This window comes from Bacillus sp. MBGLi79, from assembly GCF_002953915.1.
The window spans coordinates 3690423-3709461 of sequence record NZ_CP026521.1; the positions used below are offsets into that span (position 1 = coordinate 3690423).

Consider the following 19039-nt stretch of genomic DNA (forward strand, 5'->3'; position numbering starts at 1 on the left):
CCAGATCCTTTCATAATATTTCAAGCCGGTCTCCGTTTGTAATGCCGCAATCAGACAGCTTGCATTCTCCGGAAAACACCTTATCCTTGTTAACCACTCTGATCCAGTGCCCTTCGCGCGGAGGCATAGATACGCTTTGGGCCTGCCAAGCAATATCAATTACTTTTTTCACCGGGTGGAAATCTGACAATCTGAGATCAAAGACACTGCCGTTATAATGTTTCAAATCTATAGTAATATCAATATACATTTAGGATCACCCTTACATAGAAAGAGCGCCGTCTTCTTCTGAATCAGGCGCTCCTTCCCTTTCATACTGTTATCCGCGGATTTGATTTGCGATGTCTTGGTCAGTAGACTCAAGTGTATTTGCTGTTTGATCAAGCTGCTGATTCACATCTTGAAGCAAATCTGACATTTTGATAAATGAAGGTTTGAGCTGCTCGTATTGATCTGCGAACGCTTCGCTTGAAGCACCTTCCCACATGCTTTTCAAATCAGAGATCATTCGGTTTAAACGATCAACCTGATTTAATACTTCTTGGCTTTCAACGCCGTATTGCTTCGCCATCGCTCTTAGCTCTTCGGGTGTGACACGAATTAATCCTGCCATATTCCTCATTACCTCCTGTGCCATCAGCCTAAATATGGGCTAATTCACTTATTTTTAGAACGTCATTATTATAAAAACAGTTTTTCGGCATAGTCAAACAAATATGTTTTAATTTTACAAAATGAGTCCAATGGTTTACCTCTAACCACTTAAAAATAACATATATTGTAAAGTAAATAGGTTTATTTTCTTAATCTTCTTTTCATCCTTCGAATAATCCAAAAGACCCAAATGATTCTCCAACTCCCAAAAAAAACCTTTCAGAATATTTGATGCTACAGCACCATTTCTGAAAGGTTCAGTTTTTTCTTTCCTTAATCAGTCTCGCCTCCGAGGACTCTCTTAGAAGATTAATAGGATAAGCTTTCGTATTATATAAGGCATACAACTGTACTTTAAAAAGGCGATTCACCGCCACATGTATATAGAACGTTTCTCTCATGTAAGTGTTTTTCTTTGTTGTTGATTTTCACAAACAACAACAATCATAATAAAAGGAAGGGGATGAGATGTCAAAGAGAAATCAAGCACGAAAAAGTAGGGAGATTTATGACCATGCCGAATGATCCGTTTAAATATAGTTTTGACAGACTTGAAGATGTGGCTGATCATATCAGCGACGTTCTGCGGTGCCCGATCACCATAGAGGATGTTAACCACAAGCTGCTTGCCTACAGTACACACAGCGACTGCACAGACCCTGCCCGGACGTCTACCATTATTGGCAGAAGGGTACCGGAGAAGGTGATTAACAAGCTGTGGAAAGACGGGACAATTCCTGCTCTCTTAAAAACGGACCAGCCGATCAGAGTCAAGCAAATCGATGAAGTCGGGCTGAGCAATCGGGTCGCTATTTCGATTTGGAAAAACAACCAAGTGCTTGGCTTCATATGGGCGCTTGAGATCCAAAAAACATTGTCTGATGATGACCTGATGACATTGCAAATGGCGGCAAAAGCAGTGAGAAACAAACTTCTTAAACTTCAAATCAGAAAAACAAAAAATGAAGAACGCAGCCAAGAATTTTTCTGGAAAATGCTGACTGGACACATCCATCAGGAGGACGACATGGCGGATGGATTCCATAAGCTTGGAATGGCCGCTCCTTCAGAATTTTCCGTTATGATCATCCGCATAAACGGTGAGCTGACTGAAAAAATCGAACAGCAGCTGCAATATTTACAGGAAACGACCCAGCAGGTTTACGTGTTGCTGGCGACCGTAGATTCTAATGAACTGATTATATTAACCGCACCCAAAACAGATCATCCTTTTCAAGATTTAAAACAGTTTGCTTTCAGTACGCAAAAACAGCTGAAGGAGCGGTATAAAATAGAAGACGTTTCTATCGCTTTTGGCGGAATATACAGCTCTATTTCTTTTGTCTCCCGCTCCTATCAGGAGGCATTGTCCGTCTTAAAAGCGAAGGAACGGTTCGCGGAAGAGACCAAACATCTTTTCAGCTTTTCTGAGTTAGGCATTTATCAATACTTAGATGTCTTATATGAAAAACGGAAACTGGCGGGCTATGATAATTACTCGCTTTCCAAACTGGAACAATATGACCGGGATCACCAGTCAAACCTGGTAGAGACGCTAGAGCGCTTTATTGAAGCAGACAGCAGCGTGAATACGGCTTCCAAGCTGTTAAATATACACGTTAATACGCTGAATTACCGTCTCAAGCGAATCAGCCAGATCGCTGAAATTGATTTAAAAAATGTGAATCAAAAATTCACCATCTATTTAGATATTAAACTTCGGCACATGGATTTGTGAAATTTCACAAATCCATGTTTTTTTATTTTCTTAATCAAACAAAGAATTTTCCAAAATATCGAGCTACACTAAAAATATCACAGATACAGGAGGAGACAGATATGATCATAGGGGTTCCTAAAGAGATAAAAAACAATGAAAACCGTGTCGCTTTAACACCTGGAGGCGTTTCACAGCTCATTTCAAACGGCCACCGGGTACTGGTTGAAACAGGCGCGGGCCTTGGAAGCGGATTTGAAAATGAAGCCTATGAGTCAGCAGGAGCGGAAATCATTGCTGATCCGAAACAGGTCTGGGACGCCGAAATGGTCATGAAGGTAAAAGAACCGCTGCCGGAAGAATATGTTTATTTCCGCAAAGGTCTTGTGCTGTTTACGTATCTTCATTTAGCAGCTGAGCCTGAGCTTGCACAGGCCTTGAAGGATAAAGGAGTAACTGCCATCGCATATGAAACGGTTAGTGAAGGCCGGACATTGCCTCTTCTCACGCCAATGTCCGAGGTTGCGGGCAGAATGGCAGCGCAAATCGGAGCTCAATTCTTAGAAAAACCTAAAGGCGGAAAAGGCATTTTGCTTGCCGGGGTGCCGGGCGTTTCTCGCGGAAAAGTAACGATTATCGGAGGAGGCGTGGTCGGGACAAACGCGGCGAAAATGGCTGTCGGACTCGGTGCAGATGTGACGATCATTGACTTAAACGCAGACCGCCTGCGCCAGCTTGATGACATCTTCGGCCATCAAATTAAAACGTTAATTTCTAATCCGGTCAATATTGCTGATGCTGTGGCGGAAGCGGATCTTCTCATTTGCGCAGTATTAATTCCGGGTGCTAAAGCTCCGACTCTTGTGACTGAGGAAATGGTAAAACAAATGAAACCTGGTTCAGTCATTGTTGATGTAGCAATCGACCAAGGCGGCATCGTCGAAACGGTCGACCATATCACTACACATGACCAGCCGACATATGAAAAACACGGTGTTGTGCACTATGCTGTAGCGAACATGCCGGGCGCTGTTCCTCGCACATCAACAATCGCTCTGACTAATGTTACTGTTCCATACGCGCTGCAAATCGCGAACAAAGGGGCAGCAAAAGCGCTCGCAGACAATGCGGCACTGAGAGCGGGTTTAAACACCGCAAACGGACACGTAACTTATGAAGCTGTAGCGAGGGATCTAGGCTATGAATATGTTCCTGCCGAGAAAGCTTTACAGGATGAATCATCTGTGGCGGGCGCTTAATTCACATTGAGCTTGCAGAAAGATTTCTGCAGGCTTTTTTTTTCTTTTAAAAGGAAAAAGAGATCATTTCACGAATTATGATTATGAAGTTGATCATAAAGGAGGATTCATATGGCTGTTCAGCAATATGGCGTGTTAAAAGGCATTGTCTTAGACATGAAGCGGGAAACAGATGATGACAGTCCTCATTTCCAAGTCAAAGTGCTCGGTGAAGAGAATACGTATTACAGGTGCGCCATCAATGTGATGTCCAGTTCTGAGGAATCTGAAGTATTGTATTTGGCTGACGATCAGTTTGATTCGAGCTCGATTACCATCCTTCCGAACATGCCGTATGGATATACACGGATCAATGAGGCAAACCGTGAAGTGGCGCTTGATTACGTGCGGGGCAATTTGTTTGACCCGGGAGAAATGAAGCCTTTGCCGCATGAAATCACGGGGCCTGATAATGATTTAAATGATTTTATTGAAACGTATATGAAGAAAGCGCAAGATGAGAAAGCGCCGGTTTATATATTCGGTTCCAAATTCGGACCTGAACAGGCTGCAGATAAAATATTCGGCTTTACCCCGACCAACGGCATGCACAATATCCATATGAATCAAGGGAATGCAATGGATACCCGCTGGAAAAAAGACAACGGTTCTTGGCATGACGGGGGCATTCTGATTCAGTTTGCCGATCAGTGGGCCGCTGTGTTTTTAGCGTTTTTATCCCAATCTTGGTGTACGGATGAAAACGGAAACCCTGTCAGAGATTGTGACCATACCCAAACGTCTGCGTAAAAATAGAAAAAGAGACTGCTTGCCGCAGTCTCTTTTTATGCGATTACACATTTTCAACAGTCTTTAGGCTGTTTGGCCTCATGTCTCTCCAATGTGATTGGATATAGTCCAGACAGGCTTCACGCCCTTTTTGTTCATGAACGACTGTCCAGCCGCTCGGCACATCTATAAAACCGGGCCATAGGGAATATTGGCCTTCTTCATTGATCAGCACCAAATAGGTGCCATCCGCATTTCCAAAAGGATTTGCCATCTATTTCTCCTCCCTTATTGATTTAACTCTTTCAGTTTGACAGCGAGAACCTTGCCGATTTGAGCTAGCGGTTCCGGCTGACATAAATCTTTATGACGGCAGTTGATGTCGATTTGTTCAATCTGTCCGTTAATATAAGGCTTCCACGAATCAGGTTCAATCGGATCAAACCATTCAGGAATGATTGTTGATCTGAAAAATAAAACATTTCCACGGAAGGTTTTCGGCTTATAGGAGCCTAAAATGCCGACAGAATTGACATACGTATTTTTCAGATTTAAAATGACCGTTTCATCCAAGCTCGCAAGCGCACTGCCGTCACTGCGAAGAATCTCAATTGCTGCTTCAAAATCTAGCGGTTTGTCCCCTAAGCTGTCTGGATCGTACCCGCCTAACGCCAGAAGGGCAATAAGCGCTTCCTCATCATCCGGCGCCTCTTTTATAGGAAGGAAGTGGTTTGGATAGGCATCCAGCATCACCAATAGGGCAACTTCTTCTCCTTGATTTTGCAGCTGGGTGGCCATCGCTTGAACGACGTTCCCGCCCAGGGACCAGCCCAGCAGATGGTACGGTCCTTTCGGCTGGACCGTTCGTATTTGTTCAATGTAATCGGCCGCCATGTCATCAAGTGTTTTCGGAAGCTCCTCGCGCTGCCCGATTCCCCGTGCCTGCAAGCCATAGATCGGATAATCCGTTCCTATATTCGTCATCAAACCGGCATAGCACCAGCTGAGCCCCCCTGCCGGATGCACACAGAATAAAGGAAGCTTGTCTCCGCTTGTTCGGAGCGGCAGCAGAACATCAAGAGCGCTTTGGCTTGATCCCATTTCAAGTCTTTCAGCAAGCCCGGCAACAGTCGGCGCTTCGAATAGGTTGCCGATGCTGAGTTCAACGCCGAGGGATTCGCGGATGCGGCTCATGAGCTGTACAGCAAGCAAGGAATGTCCGCCTAAATCAAAGAAACGATCATCAATGCCGACACGCGGCAAGTGAAGCACCTCCATAAACAAGTCACAGAGAATTTCTTCCTGCGGCGTTCTCGGTCCGCGTCCTGTCACTGACCCTGCGAAATCCGGAGCGGGCAGCGCTTTACGATCAAGCTTTCCATTCGGTGTCAGCGGCAATTCTTTCATCGTCACAAAGGCAGCAGGCACCATGTAATCCGGCAATCTCTCAGCAGCATATCTGCGCAGTTCCGCCGTATCAAATGTTTCTTCCGAAGGGATGACATAAGCTGCCAACCGTTTATCTCCCGGCTGATCCTCACGAACGATCACTGCCGCATCTTCAAGCTGCGGATGCTGAATGAGCGCTGCTTCAATTTCTCCCAGTTCAATCCGGAATCCCCGAATTTTCACCTGATGATCGGCGCGGCCGACATAGTCAAGAGAACCATCAGCGCGGAGGCGGGCCACATCCCCAGTGCGGTACATCCTAGTGCCTGGAGGACCGAATGGATCAGCTATGAAGCGTTCAGATGTTAAACCAGGCCGGCCTAGATAGCCTCGTGCTAACCCCGCTCCTGATACATACAACTCTCCGGCAACCCCCGGCGGCACCGGCTGCAGGCGCTCATCCAGCACATATACACCAAGATCGGGAATGCCGCAGCCGATCAAGCTGTTTGCCCGTAAAGCTGCCATGCTTCGGTCTAATTCGATATAGCTCACATGCACGGTTGTTTCTGTAATACCATACATGTTGATAAGCTGCGGTCTATTTTCAGGGTGGCGGTTATACCAATCCTCTAAACGGCTGAGTTCAAGCGCTTCTCCGCCAAAAATGACATAGCGCAGGCTGAGCGCCTGTCCGAGATCCGGCTGTTCCCGTTCCGCCTGCATAAACTGATAGAAAGCGGACGGTGTCTGATTCAGAACGGTCACGCCCTCTTTGACAAGCAGGCGCAGAAATGCTTCTGGCGATCTGCTGACGTGATGAGGTACGATGACGAGACGCCCGCCATGCAGCAGAGGACCCCAAATCTCCCACACTGAAAAGTCAAAAGCGTAGGAATGGAACATGGTCCAGATATCGTCTGAGCTGAAATGGAACCAGTGCTCGGTCGCTGCAAATAAACGCGTTACGTTTTGGTGAGGAATCATCACACCTTTTGGAACACCTGTAGAGCCGGATGTATAAATGACATACGCCGTATTCAAAGGCGTAAGCGGCTGGGTCCGATCCGTATTATCCGGATTATCAGCTGGGTATGTGTTTAGTTTCTTTTCCAGTTCGAGATCATCCAGTACGATTTTCGGCACGTTGTCCGCTGGAGGAATGTGTTCTGCGGCTTTAGTGTTCGTCATGATAAACGCGGGCTGTGCATCTTTTAGCATAAAAGCAATTCGATCAGCCGGATAATCCGGATCAAGAGGCAAATAAGCTGCTCCGGCTTTCAGCACCGCCAGTAGCCCGACAGCCATTTCCAATGATCGGGGCAGTGCCAAGGCCACAAATTGCTCCGGCCCGACACCTTCACTAATCAGCATGCGGGCAAGCCGATTTGCTCTTTCATTCAGCTCTGCATAGCTCAGTGCCTGATCTTCATAAACAACGGCAATGGCATCAGGACATAAAGCAGCCTGTTTCTCAAACTGCTCAGGTAAACATGCGTGCGGAATCTTTTCAGATACACCTTGCCAATCTGTCACCATATTGCTGCGTTCCTCATGTGCCAGAATATCCAGATTTCCGATTTGCTCGTCAGGATCAGACTCGGCAGCCTCCAACAGGCGCATCAATCGGTCAGTAAGAGCCTGAGCCGTTTCCCGCTTGAAAAGATCAGTGCTGTATTCAAGCAGTCCTTCCATCCCGTTTGGTGTCCCGTCAGCAAGACGATCTTCACTGATTTCCAGCGTCAAATCAAACTTGGCAGAACCGACACTGTTGATTCGCAGGCTGCTCTCCATGTCAGGAAGTTGCAGTTCAGCATCCGGTGTGTTTTGGAACGCAAGCATGATTTGGAACAAAGGATGCGTCGCACGCGAACGAGCCGGATTGAGCACCTCTACAAGTCTCTCAAACGGCAGATCCTGATTGTCATAGGCTGCCAGATTCACTTCCCTCACTCTGTCTAGAAGCTCACGGAAGCTTGGGTCACCGGACGTATCGGTTCTGAGCACCAATGTATTGATAAATAGCCCTACAAGATCGCCCAGCGCATCATCATTCCGTCCCGCGATCGGACTGCCGATCGGAATGTCGGTACCCGCCCCGAGCCTTGTCAATAAAGCGGCGAGACCGGATTGAAGCACCATAAATAGGCTCACCCTATTTGCGCGAGCCAGCTCCTGCAAGCGCTTGTGAAGGCCGGGCTCAATACGAAAATGAATCGTATCCCCATCATGGCTCGGCTCAGCCGGACGTGAATAATCGGTTGGCAGTTCAAGCTGATCAGGCAGGTTCTTCAAGGTTTCTTTCCAGAAAGCAAGCTGTCCGGCAATCAAGCTATTTGGATCATTCTCGTTTCCAAGCAGTTCTTGCTGCCAAAGCGCATAGTCCGCATACTGCACAGCAAGAGGCGCCCATTCGGGAGCTTTTCCGTGGCAGCGAGCCGCATAAGCCGTCCCAAGATCTCGGGTCAGCGGCGTTAAGGACCAGCCGTCCCCAACAATATGATGCACGAGAAGAAGCAGCACGTACTCGTCAGGACCGATCACAAAAAGCTCGGCACGAAAGGCCGGTTCAGCTGCAAGATCAAAGCTGTAGCGTACAGCTTCGGCAAGCCGCTCAGAAAGCTCCTTCTCAGCAATTTCAGTAACATGTAACTCAGGACGGGCTTGGTCGGCATCTAAAATATGCTGATAGGATGTCCCCTGCGATTCAGGGAAGATCGTCCGCAGGCTTTCATGACGGCAGACGAGGTCATAAAGTGCCGCTTTCAGCACTCCTTGATCCAGCTCACCCGACAAACGGACAGTAACCGGAATATTATAAGTAGGGCTCGGCCCTTCCAGACAGTGGAGGAACCATAGCCGGCGTTGGGCAAAAGATAGCGGAATTTTTTCAGATCGCTCAGCTCTTTGCAAAACGGGACGTGCACTCTGCGCCTGATGAAGATGGGCAGCGAGACCGGCTACTGTCGGTTCGTCAAAGAGCTTGGCGATACCAAGTTCGGCTCCCATTACCTCGCGAATGCGGCTCATCAGTCGGGCTGCGAGAAGAGAATGACCGCCAAGCTCGAAGAAACTGTCATCGATACCGACACGTGCCAAACCGAGAACCTCTGCAAACAAGTCACACAATATCTCTTCCTGAGGAGTCCGCGGGGCCCGACCACTGACAGATGTGCTGAAATCTGGCGCCGGCAGTGCTTTCCGGTCAAGCTTGCCATTAGGTGTTAACGGCAGCTCATCCATCTCTACAAACGCCGCCGGCACCATATAATCAGGAAGACTGGCCCCCATATAACGGCGAAGCTCGGCAGTATCAATAGCAGAATCAGCGACTACATAAGCCGCCAATCGTTTGTCTCCCGGCTGATCTTCCCGTACGACAACTGCTGCCTGTTCAATGTGCGGGTGCTTGGCAAGCACGGCATCAATTTCTCCAAGTTCAATTCGGAATCCGCGAATTTTGATTTGATGATCCGCCCGCCCGATATAATCCAAAGACCCATCAGCGCGCCAGCGAGCCTGGTCTCCGGTCCGATACATCCGAGTCCCCGGCGGTCCGTATGGATCTGCAACAAAACGCTCAGCCGTTAAATCAGGGCGATGGAAATAACCTCTGGCCAAGCCGGTTCCTGCGATATAAAGCTCGCCGACAACCCCCGGCGGCACCGGCTGCAGACCGTTATCAAGCACATACACCTGCGTATTCCAAATCGGTTTGCCAATCGGCGGAACGCCCTTCAGCCCTTCATCAAGAAAAGCTGCTGCAGACCAAATCGTTGTTTCAGTCGGACCGTATAAATTCGTGACTGAACAATGAAGGTCTTGAAGCGCCTGCAAAAGACCGCTCGGCAGCGCCTCACCTCCGACAAGCACTCTAAGCCCCCGAAGTTTCTCAGGTTCACTCGTCACCAAAGCATGCCATAGTGTCGGTGTTGCCTGCATGATATTGATATCGAAATTTTCAATCATTTGAGCTAATGCCTGTGGCTCTCGGATCGTTTCTTTCTTTGCGATCACGATTTGCGCACCGCTAATCAGCGGAAGATATAACTCCAATGCTGAAATATCAAAAGCGACAGTCGTCACAGCCAACAGCCGGTCTTCTTCTCCTAGAGAAAATGCCTCCTGCATGGACAGCAGAAAATTGCTTAAGCTTTTCTGTGTCACAACGACACCCTTCGGTCTTCCGGTTGATCCTGATGTATAGATAATATACGCAGGATGGTCAAGAGAAACCGATACATTCGGATTGTCAGGCGAATAGCGTTTTAAAACCTCCTGGGTAACAGCCTGATCAAGCACTAGCTCCGGTACAGCCAGATCATCAGGCAGACTGGCTGCTATTTCCTCAGTCGTTATGATGCATGAAGGCTTCGCATCCTCCAGCATGTAAGAAATACGGTCGGCAGGAAACTTCGGATCAAGTGGGAGATACGCCGCACCAGTCTTGAGCACAGCAAGCATTGAAGCCACCATCTCTGGAGAACGCGGCAGCGCCAAAGCGACAAATTGCTCTGGACCAAGGCCTTTTTCAATCAACAGATGCGCAAGGCGATTTGCCTCTTCATTGAGCTTTCGATAATTGAATTGAATGTCATCACACATAAGAGCGATACGCTCAGGCGTAAGAACTACCTGTTTTTCGAACATGTCCTGGAGTCTGACCAGCTTCTCGGATTTTTCCGTATGGTTCCATTTATGAATGACTTGTTCTTTCTCCTCTGGCAGCAAAACCTCCATTTGCCCAATCAGCATGTCCTCCCCGGCTGAAGCCGCTTGCAGCAGCTGCAGGATACGCTGCTGATGATGCTTGATATCAGACTCGCTGTATACCTCGGGATTCGCATCAACATCAATTCGCAGCCCGCTGCCATCTGTTCTGTCATATACATTGATTGATAGATCATCAACAGGACCGGCTGAAAGATTATGCGTTATGCCCCGGGCCCCGGCAAAGTCGAGACCATAATCAAACGGCATGAGATTGATTTGAGGGCCAAATAATCTATGATTTTCTCCTATCAATTTCAGATCACGCCGAAGCTCTTCATGGCGATACTTATGATGTCGCCGAATGTTGCGGATTTCCCGGGAAATTTGCTGAATCAGTTCAGATAAGCTCATCGAAGAGCTGACAGTCAGCCGAAGCGGGAGAAGGTTCATCACCATAGCCGGTACATTCAGTGATGCGGAACCTATCCTTCCCATCATGGGCAGGCCGAGCACAACATCCTCAGAGCCGGTCATACGGTGCACATAAACAGCTGACACCGCAATCATAACTTCATGCCAGCTTCCTGAGAAATAACGCGCCGCTTCTTTTAACGCGTTTATATCAGACGGAGGCAGATATGCCGTATGACGAAGAAAACTGTTAGATGTTCTTGGCGCCCGATCAGCCAAGCTCACAACTTCAGGTGCATCTACAAAACGGTCCAGCCAGAATTGACGATCCTTCTCATACTGCTCTGATCCGCGATAATCTGTATCCTCCTCCAAAATAGCTTGGAGAGACCCAAAGGAACGATCCTTAGCTGTTTGTCCTTTTATAAGCTTGGTATATGTACTTGCCACACGCTGGGCTATCAGTGAAAAACCGAAGCCGTCGATCGCTATATGGTGAATGCGCTGATACCAAAAGAAACAATCAGGCCCGGCAATAAACAGAGCTTCATTGAACAAAGGGTCATCTCCTAAATCAATCGGCTTTGCCAAATCTGCTTTCATCCAGTTTAATGCTGTTTTTTCCGGATCAGGCTCAGAGCTGACGTCAATGACGTGCAGCTGTACATCCCGAGACGGGTTTATCATCTGCCATGGCCCGTCCATATTTTCACCGAAGTGGACATGCAGCGATTCCGCTTCCTTGATCACGTGCCGCAAAGCTTCTTCAAAAAGAGCAATATTGATGGGTCCATTGATTTCTATATATTCTGCCGTATTGTAGATTGGATTGTCCGGATCAAGCTGTTGAGCAAACCATATGCCAGTTTGTGCCCCGGTCAAAGAATATTGAAGATCTTTTGTATCAGGCATCCGTTTGTTTACCCTCCTTTTATAAATAATCCGCGTTTGGCAGCACTTGCTGGCTGCGGGTTGTGAGCAATTTCTCCCATTCTTCGATCGTTGGGCGTTCAGCCAATTCCACGAAAGTCACCTCTGCCCCTTCACGGCGCCATTGTTCCACCAATGTCATGATCCTTACCGAATCTAGACCACGATCGAGCAAATCCTCTTGATCTGTAATGTCTTCCGGTGTTTCTAGCAGAAGCTCAGCAATTTGTTTACGGATATTCTCACATGTAAATACTTCTTTTTTGCCGGTGTTTGCTGACGTTTTTTGAACGTCTGACGGCGCATTCTGCAGCTGATCAAGAAGACTATCAGTCATCACGGTAAATGCACAGCGTCCAGCCGCATAGTCCAGCGCCATTTGATGTTTTTCTAATGAAAAATCAGCAACTGCATCTCCCACGAAAAAGGCTTTCACATCCTCCATAAATGCTTCACATGCTGTAACGAGACACCCAATATGGGCGTAAATTCCGGTAATGATCAGCTGATCGCGTCCCTCTTTGCGCATAATGTCGAGCAGGTTCGTTCTCTTAAACGCGCTGTATCTCCATTTTGTCAGCACAAGATCATCATTCTCCGGTGCCAGCTCGGGTATAATTTTCTCCTCATAAGGACCGCTGTTTAATCCCGGGCCCCAAAAATCTGTCAGCAGCGCCCGGTCAGCCGGATTTTGGCTTCCCGGCTGCGCGGTATAGACAACAGGAATCCCAAGCTGAACACATTGATCCTTCAGCTTTCGTATATTCGCTGAAAGCTCTGTTACCGGGGACGCTCCTGCTGTGAAAGCATCGACAAAATAGTTTTGCATATCGTGTATTAGCAAGACAGCCCGATTTGGATCGGGCACCCATGATACTTTGTTTTGCGGCATATCAGACGCTGTCGGCATTTGATACGGCTGAATGGCAGGTATAGCCATTGGAACACTTCCTCTCAAATTGTTGTTTTATTTTTTTGCCCCTGCAAGAAGCTTCTCAGCAATGGCTTCACGAAGGGCCTTTTTGCTTACCTTTCCTACCCCTGTCTGCGGGAAGGATTCGACAAATTCTATACGGTCGGGAATTTTATATGCCGCCAGTCCGCGCTCTCTCAAAAAGGCTTTGAGCTCTGCGGATTTCGGGGCTTCATCCCGGGGAGTAATGAACACACACGATCTTTCGCCAAGAAATTGATCAGGCATGGAGACCATTGCCGCATCATGGACAGCCGGGTGCGCCAGCAAATGATTTTCTACCTCTTCAGCCGCAACCTTTTCTCCTCCACGGTTAATTTGGTCCTTCGCACGGCCTTCAACGACAATATAGCCGTCTGGTGTCAGCCTGACGATATCACCCGTACGGTAAAAACCGTCCTCAGTAAATGAAGCAGCATTATGCTCTTCCGCCTTATAGTAACCTCGAATTGTATACGGTCCCCGCGTTAGCAAGTGGCCTGCTTCACCAGGTTTTACATCGCGATCCTGATCATCCCAAACACGCACTTCATCATATGGGGACATCGGTTTTCCTTGGGTGTTGACAATGATCTCCTCAGGGTCATCCAATCTCGTATAATTGACAAGCCCCTCTGCCATTCCGAACACCTGCTGCAGCGTGCAGCAGAAAACAGCTTTTACCCTTCGCGCGGCTTCAGCATTGAACTTGGCACCGCCGACCTGCAGCACTTGAAGGCTGGATAAATCGTCACGGCGTGAGGATGCCGCATCCATCCATACCATCGCAAGAGGCGGAACAAGAGCGGTTATCGTGACCTTTTCGCGTTCAATCAAAGGAAATGCGTCATCTGGACTTGGAGAAGGAGATAAAACCACTCTTCCTCCAGCGTATAATACGCCGAGAACCCCCGGTGAGCTCAGCGGATAATTGTGCGCCATCGGCAGAGCTGCCAAGTACACCGTGCTGTCGTCGAGCCAGCAGACCTCGACACTTCGCTTCAGACTGTAAATGTAGTCGTCGTGAGTCCTCGGAATCAGTTTCGATAGCCCGGTGCTCCCGCCAGAAAGCTGGAGGAACGCCACATCTGAAGATTTGACTTCAGGCAGTTTTACAGGTTCTGTATGCAAATCGTTCAGCGGCAAAAATTCCTCTGCCTCACCCGCGACAATGACGTGTTTCAACGTCGGCAGCTTGCTTTGAACCTGTCTGGCAAGTGAACGGTAGTCAAAACCAGAATAAGAATCGGGAATGATATATGCAGCCGCTTCAGCAAACTCGCAAAAGTATGTAATTTCACTGCTTCGATGTGAAGGCAGTGCAAAGACTGGGAGCGCCCCCAGGCGGAAGAGCGCGAAAATGACTTCAAAAAACTCTTTGATATTTGGCAGCTGCACCACGACACGATCCTTCTGTTGAATGCCAAGCTTCTGAAATCCGGCAGCCAGACGATCAACCCTTGTGTCAAGCTCTTGATAGCTCCAATGGGTGTTCCCGCATGTAATCGCAATGCGATCGCCATATTTGGCTGCCCGGTCTCTTAACAAATCTCCAAACGTCTCGCCGGCCCAGCAGCCATTCTTTCGATAGGTCTCAGCTAACTCATCAGGCCAAGGAGTAAATCCATTCAGCATATTGTATCCCTCCAGCAATTCATTCTGATCATAAGTGATTCACACCCATTGCCCGCAGCATTGTCCGAAACTTTGCGGATGTCTCCTGAAGCTCGTCCTCTGGCTTTGATCCGGCAACAACACCAGCTCCCGCATACAGGCGGAGTGAGCGATCTTCTGCCTCTGCACAACGGATCGTCACGATCCATTCTCCGTCACCCGCATCGTCACACCAGCCGACCATGCCGGTAAAGAAACCGCGGTCGAACGGCTCAATGCTGAGAATCGCTTCTCTTGCAAGATCAGTCGGTGTTCCGCAGACCGCCGGCGTCGGGTGAAGCGCCGCCGCCAATTCAAGTGCGGTTACAGATGGATCGGAAAGCTCTCCCTTAATCACGCTGGACAGGTGCCACATTGTTTCTGTTTTGATCAGTGAAGGCTTCTCCGGAACATCCAGCGTCCGGCAGAAAGGCCTTAGCGCTGCCGCAACTGCGTCAGCCACAACCGCGTGCTCATGAAGATCTTTTGCGGAAGCAAGCAATTCAACTGCCCGGCGCTGGTCTTCAACAGGATCATCACTGCGCGGCCTTGAACCGGCTAATGGATTGGAAACGACCTGAGTTCCCATCCTTGAAACGAGAAGCTCCGGACTTGCACCGAGCAATGTTCGGCGGGGAGATGTTTCCGTCTGACTGGACACGTCCGCGGCAAATGTGTAGCCATGCGTGTTATGCTGAGCCAGATGGCGAAGCAGCTCATCCGTCTGAATCGGTTCAGGCGATGTCAGCTGCAGCGACCTGGACAGAACGATTTTGCTGAGTGTTCCATCGGCAATGCGAGCCAGCCCTTGTTCCACACCATTTTTATAATCCTCCGGTGCCGGAACAGGCTCTATGTGATATGTATGCTCACATTGCTGCTCCTTCTCCGCATAGTCAAATTGAAGCGGTTCTGACCAGCGAACTTCCTCAGGAACAACGAGCCGCGCTGCTTTTACTTGATCAAAAGGAACGGCCCCGACAACAAGCGGACGGCTTTGGCCCGATCGCTTTGCCTGACGCAGCGTCTCTGCAATACGGACGGAAAGGGTTTCCATTTGATTTTGTCCGTCTGCCCCCGGTACGATTTCACATATGCCTTTCGCTAACAGTACGCGATGAGGAGAAGCTAAGAAAAAGGCACCCGGCTGATACTCACGAAGCAAATGCTCCGCTTTTGTTTCTGGTATTACGTTTTGTTTCAACATTCTCATGAACCTCCTTTAAATTCAGTTACACGCCTAACGTTGCGCCGCCATCTACGCATAAATTATGCATCGTAATATGCCCTGCCTGGCCAGAAACCAAAAAGAGCACCGCATCCGCAATATCCGAAGGCTGGGCTAATTTTTTGAGCGGGATCCCTGTTTTAAATGTCTCAAGTGATCCTTTTATGACTTGCTCCGCTCCATTCTCATCGGCCCATAATGACCACTGCATGTCTGTTTCCGTTGATCCGGGAGACACGATGTTGCAGCGAATATTGTATTCTGCAAGCTCAAGGCCAAGACATTTCGTAAACATCACAGCCGCAGCCTTTGAAGATGCATATGCCGCCATAGATGTTCTTGGCACACCCGCAGCATTTGATCCGACCGTTACGATCGAACCAGATCTCCGGTCCATCATATATTTGCTGACTGAACGCGAGGCGTTAAATACGCCAGTCGAATTCACTGAGAACGTCGCTTCCCATTCCTCATCACTAAGCGAATGGATGAGACCCGGGCGAAGGACACCCGCTACATTCACCAAAATATTAATCGGCCCCATCTCGCGTTCGATGCGCGCCGTGATCTCGTCAATCGCCGCGCTGTCTCTCACATCCGCAGGAAAAGCTTCCGCATGGTGCCCTTCCGCTTTGAGGCTGTTCACAACCTTTTCCAGCTTTTCAGGATTATAATCAACTGCCGCAATATGTGCGCCTTGACCGGCAAGCGTCCGCGCAACAGCTTCACCTATCCCTTGGGCTGCCCCTGTTATAAAAGCAATTTTGCCCTTTATATCCGTTGCATTCATATCATCAATTCCTTTCTTCACTCTAGATGCCGAACAGAATCCAGAGAAAAAGACTGCCGCACTTTGAAAAGCGCAATTTATTGATAATGATTATCATTATCAATTATAAAAATAATCATATCCAAATGTCATGTGACAGTCAAATATAATTTCAGTGACAACTATTTTTTAGAAGCAAGGCTGAGTATGTCTCAGCCCATTGAAAGATGCGGTCCTTCAGGATGAAGCGCAAAACGCAGCGCCCGGCTGATCAAAACAGGAAGAACCGAAATATGCCCTTCTCCTGAAAACTCGCAAAATTCTGCCCGTATGCCTTGTTCAGATAAAACGGCCAGCCGCTCGTAAAGCTCCCTCGCATTATCATTCATCCGGCTTTTATGATGCTGCTCCAATTCCCCTGCGGCAAGCAGGATATTGATAGGCTGATTGTTTTTCTTAGTGAGGGAGGCGAAATGATCCGCTCTCTCGAGAATAAACGGTTTATTCCAATGAATGGACGGACTTCCCGCAATATAAGTTTGAAACGCCTCCGGCTTAGTGAACAGCACCTGCAGCACGAAAAGCCCGCCAAGCGAGTGGCCAAAGATTGTTTGTCTATTTTTGTCAATCTGGTAATCTCGTTCTATCTCCGGTTTCAGATCCTCCTCAATAAACCTGATAAAGCTCTCTGCTCCGCCATGCTCCGGCCATTCTTTGCCGTCGGGCCGTTCCGGCAGCTTCGATTGGGCTGTCGGCATTGTAAAATCCCGGTGACGCACTGAGGAAAACGGCTCCGCTGTCTCATAGCCAATGCCGACGATCACTGCAGGAATTACCCCTGTTTTTTCAGGTCGGCGCCCCTGTATTCGAACGGCTTCCGTCATCGTTCCAAAGACAGAATTGGCATCCAGCAGATAAATCACAGGATAGCCAGCGGGTGGCGGCGGCGTATTCGGTTTCGAGATAAAAATATGATAGGTACGGTTTTCAATGCGAGAAGACATCATACGCACTTCCGTACCAGGAATCGTATATGCGTTTGGTGTTCCGCCTTTCGTCCGGTCTGTTGTTTGCTCTTTCATGCAGTACGACATTCCTCTCCTTAAACTAAACGCAATGTATGATAATGATTTTCACTATCAACTAGACAACTCAAATAATAGGTTTTCTTCCAAAGAAAGTCAACTTTTTCCCGAATAAAAAAGGCACCTGTATCAAATAAGGTACCTGCAGACTACCAATATGGAAATAAAAACCTGATAAAGATGCGGATGGTCCTGTTTGAAATAGAACCTTAATCCCATGTAAATCGTTGATTTTGCCAAGGATCCCCTCTCATGTGATAGCCATTCCGTTCCCAAAAGCCCGGATGGTTTTCTTTCGTAAATTGGATGCCGCGCAGCCATTTGGCGCTTTTCCAAAAATACAGATGCGGAAATACACCCCGCAGCGGGAAGCCGTGTTCAGGCGTTAATGGCTCGCCATTATGCGCATAAGCCAGAAGGGAAGTTTCCGCTAAGAAATCATCAAGCGGCAGATTGGTCGTCCAGCCTTCTTCCGCATGTAAAATAACGTAGCCAGCTTCTTCTTTCACACCCGCTTTTTCCGCTATATCACGAGCACGCACGCCTTGCCACACATTATCAAGCCTCGACCAGCCCGTGACACAATGAATGTCATTTTTCGATTCGTACTTCGGAAAGGCTTTGACATCTTCAAAGCTCAGCAGCATCGGTTGGTCAACCAAACCGTATACTTGAAGATTCCATCTCGTCATATCTTCGTAATATGGGACACTTCCCGTATGAAGCACAGGAAATGAAGTGGTGACATTTTGATTTGGGGGCACTCTTCCAGATTGATCGGACTGTTTTGTTTTTCCAAAATACATATGGAACCCTCTCTTTTGTTAACCTTGTTTTAATTTATGTTGACAATATTTCCGTTCTTTATTACTCTATGATTGTGTATGTAAACCTAAGGGGGACAACTATGAAACAACGTAAACTTCGCGCGGCCGATATGGCGCTGATCGGCATGTTCGCCGCACTTATGGCTGTCGGAGCCAACCTTACCTCAGTAGCACCCTTTTTACAAGTTGCCGGCATTCCGCTTTCGATGCAGCCGTTTTTCTGTCTCTTGGCAGCCTTGCTTCTCGGCAGCAAACGAGCAGCGATTGCCATGATTGTATATGCACTTGTCGGATTGGCCGGAGCGCCTGTGTTTGCTCAATTTTCTGCAGGCTTCGCACCGTTTGCAGGGAAAAGCGGCGGGTTTATTATCTCATACATCCCGGCAGCATTTGCAGCGGGATGGTTTTTAGAACGAAAAATTCAGCCAAGCAAAATTCGATTTCTCATTGCTTCACTTATCGGAACGGCAATCATGTATATCATCGGCACTACCTATATGTATCTTGCACTGAAGCTGTGGATTCATACGCCGGTAAGCTACGGCACAGCTTGGGGCTTTATGACTTGGTTTATGGTAAAAGACACGGCGCTGGCTGTCATACTGGCGTTTATCGCACCAGGGATATACCGGTCTATTCATAAAGCAACCGGCTTTAACAGAAATCACATATCGTCCACGTAAA

The 19039-nt window shown here is 48.1% G+C and carries 13 protein-coding genes and 1 pseudogene; 4 read left to right on the forward strand and 10 right to left on the reverse strand.

Going from position 1 to position 19039, the window contains the following annotated elements; genetic code table 11:
* Window positions 1-10 precede the first annotated feature (10 nt).
* Both yukD and C1T29_RS18865 read right to left on the reverse strand, forming a co-directional pair.
* Complete coding sequence (gene yukD / locus C1T29_RS18860) at window positions 11-250, reverse strand: ESX secretion system protein YukD (RefSeq protein WP_014665210.1); 240 nt, start codon at window positions 248-250, stop codon at window positions 11-13.
* A gap of 69 nt (window positions 251-319) precedes the next feature.
* On the reverse strand, window positions 320-613 hold the full coding sequence (locus tag C1T29_RS18865) for a WXG100 family type VII secretion target (RefSeq protein WP_003220661.1): 294 nt from the start codon (window positions 611-613) through the stop codon (window positions 320-322).
* Between the two features lie 509 nt (window positions 614-1122).
* Here C1T29_RS18865 and adeR point away from each other — a divergent pair.
* The 3 genes and pseudogenes from adeR (at window position 1123) to C1T29_RS18880 (ending at window position 4419) form a co-directional block, all read left to right on the forward strand.
* Window positions 1123-2392: pseudogene (adeR, locus tag C1T29_RS18870) on the forward strand (sporulation transcriptional activator AdeR).
* 101 nt (window positions 2393-2493) lie between these two features.
* Window positions 2494-3630, forward strand: coding sequence for an alanine dehydrogenase (ald, locus tag C1T29_RS18875; RefSeq protein WP_014477847.1), 1137 nt, complete (start codon window positions 2494-2496; stop codon window positions 3628-3630).
* 111 nt (window positions 3631-3741) lie between these two features.
* Window positions 3742-4419, forward strand: a complete 678-nt coding sequence (locus C1T29_RS18880) for a YukJ family protein (protein WP_069840251.1) — start codon at window positions 3742-3744, stop codon at window positions 4417-4419.
* A 43-nt stretch (window positions 4420-4462) separates the two neighbouring features.
* Here the strand turns inward: C1T29_RS18880 and C1T29_RS18885 are convergent, their stop codons facing one another.
* The 8 genes from C1T29_RS18885 to C1T29_RS18920 form a co-directional block, all read right to left on the reverse strand.
* Complete coding sequence (locus C1T29_RS18885) at window positions 4463-4672, reverse strand: MbtH family protein (protein WP_095431816.1); 210 nt, start codon at window positions 4670-4672, stop codon at window positions 4463-4465.
* Between the two features lie 14 nt (window positions 4673-4686).
* On the reverse strand, window positions 4687-11823 hold the full coding sequence (gene dhbF, locus C1T29_RS18890) for a non-ribosomal peptide synthetase DhbF (protein WP_103750163.1): 7137 nt from the start codon (window positions 11821-11823) through the stop codon (window positions 4687-4689).
* 19 nt (window positions 11824-11842) lie between these two features.
* Complete coding sequence (locus C1T29_RS18895) at window positions 11843-12781, reverse strand: isochorismatase (protein ID WP_095431818.1); 939 nt, start codon at window positions 12779-12781, stop codon at window positions 11843-11845.
* A 27-nt stretch (window positions 12782-12808) separates the two neighbouring features.
* Complete coding sequence (locus tag C1T29_RS18900) at window positions 12809-14428, reverse strand: (2,3-dihydroxybenzoyl)adenylate synthase (protein WP_095431819.1); 1620 nt, start codon at window positions 14426-14428, stop codon at window positions 12809-12811.
* 28 nt (window positions 14429-14456) lie between these two features.
* Complete coding sequence (dhbC, locus tag C1T29_RS18905) at window positions 14457-15653, reverse strand: isochorismate synthase DhbC (protein ID WP_095431820.1); 1197 nt, start codon at window positions 15651-15653, stop codon at window positions 14457-14459.
* 25 nt (window positions 15654-15678) lie between these two features.
* Entirely contained in the window at window positions 15679-16464 is a 786-nt protein-coding gene (locus C1T29_RS18910; RefSeq protein ID WP_040081956.1) for a 2,3-dihydro-2,3-dihydroxybenzoate dehydrogenase, read from the reverse strand.
* Between the two features lie 191 nt (window positions 16465-16655).
* Entirely contained in the window at window positions 16656-17525 is an 870-nt protein-coding gene (gene besA, locus C1T29_RS18915; RefSeq protein WP_095431821.1) for a ferri-bacillibactin esterase BesA, read from the reverse strand.
* 212 nt (window positions 17526-17737) lie between these two features.
* A complete protein-coding gene (locus tag C1T29_RS18920; RefSeq protein ID WP_014665221.1) occupies window positions 17738-18334 on the reverse strand; it encodes a sulfite oxidase-like oxidoreductase in 597 nt (198 codons plus the stop codon).
* Between the two features lie 101 nt (window positions 18335-18435).
* On the opposite strand from C1T29_RS18920, the gene C1T29_RS18925 reads away from it, so the two are divergent.
* Window positions 18436-19038: a biotin transporter BioY gene (locus tag C1T29_RS18925; protein ID WP_040081953.1), complete on the forward strand. Its 603-nt coding sequence runs from the start codon at window positions 18436-18438 to the stop codon at window positions 19036-19038.
* Window position 19039: the final 1 nt, after the last annotated feature.

Excerpts from the sequence above, each read along its gene's own strand:
- C1T29_RS18895 (WP_095431818.1), bottom strand. The coding sequence starts at position 12,781 with ATGGCTATACCTGCCATTCAGCCGTATCAAATGCCGACAGCGTCTGAT.
- C1T29_RS18865 (WP_003220661.1), bottom strand. The coding sequence starts at position 613 with ATGGCAGGATTAATTCGTGTCACACCCGAAGAGCTAAGAGCGATGGCG.
- C1T29_RS18900 (WP_095431819.1), bottom strand. The coding sequence starts at position 14,428 with ATGCTGAATGGATTTACTCCTTGGCCTGATGAGTTAGCTGAGACCTAT.
- dhbF (WP_103750163.1), bottom strand. The coding sequence starts at position 11,823 with ATGCCTGATACAAAAGATCTTCAATATTCTTTGACCGGGGCACAAACT.
- yukD (WP_014665210.1), bottom strand. The coding sequence starts at position 250 with ATGTATATTGATATTACTATAGATTTGAAACATTATAACGGCAGTGTC.
- C1T29_RS18910 (WP_040081956.1), bottom strand. The coding sequence starts at position 16,464 with ATGAATGCAACGGATATAAAGGGCAAAATTGCTTTTATAACAGGGGCA.
- C1T29_RS18925 (WP_040081953.1), top strand. The coding sequence starts at position 18,436 with ATGAAACAACGTAAACTTCGCGCGGCCGATATGGCGCTGATCGGCATG.
- C1T29_RS18880 (WP_069840251.1), top strand. The coding sequence starts at position 3,742 with ATGGCTGTTCAGCAATATGGCGTGTTAAAAGGCATTGTCTTAGACATG.
- ald (WP_014477847.1), top strand. The coding sequence starts at position 2,494 with ATGATCATAGGGGTTCCTAAAGAGATAAAAAACAATGAAAACCGTGTC.
- dhbC (WP_095431820.1), bottom strand. The coding sequence starts at position 15,653 with ATGTTGAAACAAAACGTAATACCAGAAACAAAAGCGGAGCATTTGCTT.
- besA (WP_095431821.1), bottom strand. The coding sequence starts at position 17,525 with ATGAAAGAGCAAACAACAGACCGGACGAAAGGCGGAACACCAAACGCA.
- C1T29_RS18885 (WP_095431816.1), bottom strand. The coding sequence starts at position 4,672 with ATGGCAAATCCTTTTGGAAATGCGGATGGCACCTATTTGGTGCTGATC.
- C1T29_RS18920 (WP_014665221.1), bottom strand. The coding sequence starts at position 18,334 with ATGTATTTTGGAAAAACAAAACAGTCCGATCAATCTGGAAGAGTGCCC.